Annotated in this window: 4 protein-coding genes; all 4 read right to left on the bottom strand. The window is 53.1% G+C overall.

What is annotated here, in order from left to right; translation table 11 throughout:
- On the bottom strand, positions 1-163 hold a 163-nt coding region (locus tag ABYW01_RS19525), incomplete at its 3' end, for an efflux RND transporter permease subunit (RefSeq protein ID WP_372836038.1).
- A gap of 5 nt (positions 164-168) precedes the next feature.
- A complete protein-coding gene (locus tag ABYW01_RS19520) occupies positions 169-1,227 on the bottom strand; it encodes an efflux RND transporter periplasmic adaptor subunit (protein ID WP_372836036.1) in 1,059 nt (352 codons plus the stop codon).
- 8 nt (positions 1,228-1,235) lie between these two features.
- The gene (locus tag ABYW01_RS19515) at positions 1,236-1,844 is read right to left on the bottom strand and encodes a TetR family transcriptional regulator C-terminal domain-containing protein (protein ID WP_372836034.1); all 609 of its coding nucleotides are present in this window, start codon (positions 1,842-1,844) and stop codon (positions 1,236-1,238) included.
- Between the two features lie 211 nt (positions 1,845-2,055).
- On the bottom strand, positions 2,056-2,386 hold a 331-nt coding region (locus tag ABYW01_RS19510), incomplete at its 5' end, for a hypothetical protein (protein ID WP_372836032.1).

Genomic DNA, 2,386 nt, shown 5'->3' with positions numbered 1-2,386 from the left:
TTGCACCGGGGTAGGTGGTTTCCACCGTCACCACCGGAAGATCAATCTTCGGATATTCGCGTACGGTCAGCCGGTCAAAGGCGATGAGGCCGATCAACAAGACCAGCAAACTCATCACCGTCGCCAGTACCGGGCGCTTGATGCTTATTTCAGACAGGACCATGTTGCTTATTCTCCCTGCTTCGCCTGCTGACTGCCGTCAACAAAGATCGGTGTGACCGGCATGCCCGGGAACAGTTTGATCTGACCGGCGGTAATCACCACGTCACCTTTATTCAGGCCTTTTGTGATCTGTACTGTGCCAGGACGGCGCTGACCCATCTCAACCGGCACCAGCTCAACCATGTTGCCTTGTGCGACACGCATGACGAAGAAACCGCCGTTTTGCGGGATGATCGCCTGTTCAGGGATCACAATCGCTGCATCTTCCTGCTTCATGACCAGATTTACTTTGGCAAACAGGCCGGGGCGCAGCAGGCCTTGATCGTTCGGAATGCGGGCACGGACTTCGATGTTGTGAGAGCGGGTGTCGGCACTTGGCGCAATGGCATAGACCTCACCGGTGAAGATCTGACCCGGAAAAGCATCGACTTCAACTTTGATTGTGCTGCCCGGCTTCAAAGCTGCCAGATAAATTTCAGGGACACGGAAGTCCGCTTTCATGGTTTTTAGGTCAGTCAGTTCGACCAGCTCCTGTCCCACGTTCACGTAATCACCTGGGCTTACCAGACGCAGGCCAATGGAGCCTGCGAAAGGGGCTTTGATCGTCATCTTATCCAGACGGGTCTGCGCCAGCGCTTGCTGCGCCTGATCAACCCGCAACTGGGCGAGGGTGCTGTCACGATCCTGTTCGGAACCCACACGCTTTTTCAGCAGGCTCTCTGCGCGTTTATAGGCGATTTGGCTCAGCTTCACGCGTGCCTGCGCCTGGGTCAGTTCTGCCCGGTAGATGGCGCTATCCAGTACAAACAGAGAGGCGCCCTGATTTACCTGCAGGCCCTCTTCAAATAAAACTTTTTCAATACGGCCACTCTGATCCGGGCTGAGCTGAATGGTTTCGTTGGCGCGCAAGTTACCCACCGCATAGATGGAGTGATCCAGTGCCTGTGTCTGGACGGTAATGACCTCAGCAGGCAGTCCTTGAGGTGGTTTGTCTGCGGCAAAGGCGGACGGTGCGACAAGGCTGGTGGTCAGCAGCAGGCCTGCAATAATACGGTTGGTTTTCATATCCTTCCTTATCCTTTGGGATCGGGGGCTTCAATCAGTTTGAACAGAGCGGTTACGTGGCGGCGCAACGGCTCGGCGGAGCGTTCTACTTTCAGTTGCAACAAGGCACCTTGCCAGCCGTTCCAGATCATTTCGGCGAGCTCGCGGGCTGAAAGGTCCTTACGTACAGTGCCTTCGTCCTGACAGATCAGCATGTCTTCCTCTATTGAGGACAGGACCTCCTGGCTAGAGGCACGGATGGCGGCGCTGAACAGCGGCGATGCCTGGCTGACTTCTCCTGTCAGGTTGGCCAGCAGGCAGCCGGTGCAATCCAGATCTTCTTCATATTTGCGAATTTCGTCGTTGATCATCCACTGTATCTTGCTCAGATAGGTGCCTGTCAGGGCAGCCATCTGCTCTTCCCAACGGGCAAACTCAATCGACTTATGGTGGTTGATGATCTCGACAGCAAACTGTTCTTTGTTCTCAAAGAAGTTATAGAAAGAGCCTTTGGATACTTCGCACGTTTCCAAAATCTCTTTCAGGCCGGTGGCGTTGTAACCGTTTCGGGCGAACAACTCGGCACCTTTTTCAAGAATGTTCTCCCGGCTGTGCTCCGGGCGTCTTCCGCGTGTCATAGGCGATACCTGTGTGGCTGTTTTGCAGGAACAACCCCATCAATGATTTTTAACTAGACCGGTCGTGCTAAAAATAGTGGTGCATATTGTAATCGGGTTTTGTGCATAAACAAGTTAAGAAAATGTAAAGAATTGCAACAATGCGTTTCCGTTCTTCGCGCTATACCGGCGTAGCCCTTAAGTCGTGGCTTCTGAGTATTTGCTGCGGGGTTCAAGAGAGCTTTTTAAAATACGGCATCCATTGTTCGAAGTCGGTCACGTAGTTAAATCCGCAAACGGTGCGCACCGTTCGCCGTCTTAGCAAGTGCTTTAGGCGTTGAGCGCCTAAGCGGATCTTTTCTCTGTCTCCGAAGGGATTGAAGTGCATATCCTCTGCATTTCCAACCACCAGATCACAGACAAACAGAACATCCCGATAGATATAAACGGTAAACCCTGGGGTATGTCCGCCCAAAACGAAGGCGTCGATCTCGTGATATTGAAAGTCATCGGAGAATGCGTGGCTCACGTGATGATGACAGGCAAGCGGGTGCTGGTGCTCT

It is taken from the genome of Pontibacterium sp. (genome assembly GCF_041587635.1).
Lineage (GTDB): Bacteria > Pseudomonadota > Gammaproteobacteria > Pseudomonadales > Balneatricaceae > Pontibacterium.
This window is presented reverse-complemented; position numbering and strand designations above follow the sequence as displayed.

Bases quoted from the DNA above. Each gene is read 5' to 3' on its own strand.
- ABYW01_RS19515 (WP_372836034.1), bottom strand. From the start codon at position 1,844: ATGACACGCGGAAGACGCCCGGAGCACAGCCGGGAGAACATTCTTGAA.
- ABYW01_RS19520 (WP_372836036.1), bottom strand. From the start codon at position 1,227: ATGAAAACCAACCGTATTATTGCAGGCCTGCTGCTGACCACCAGCCTT.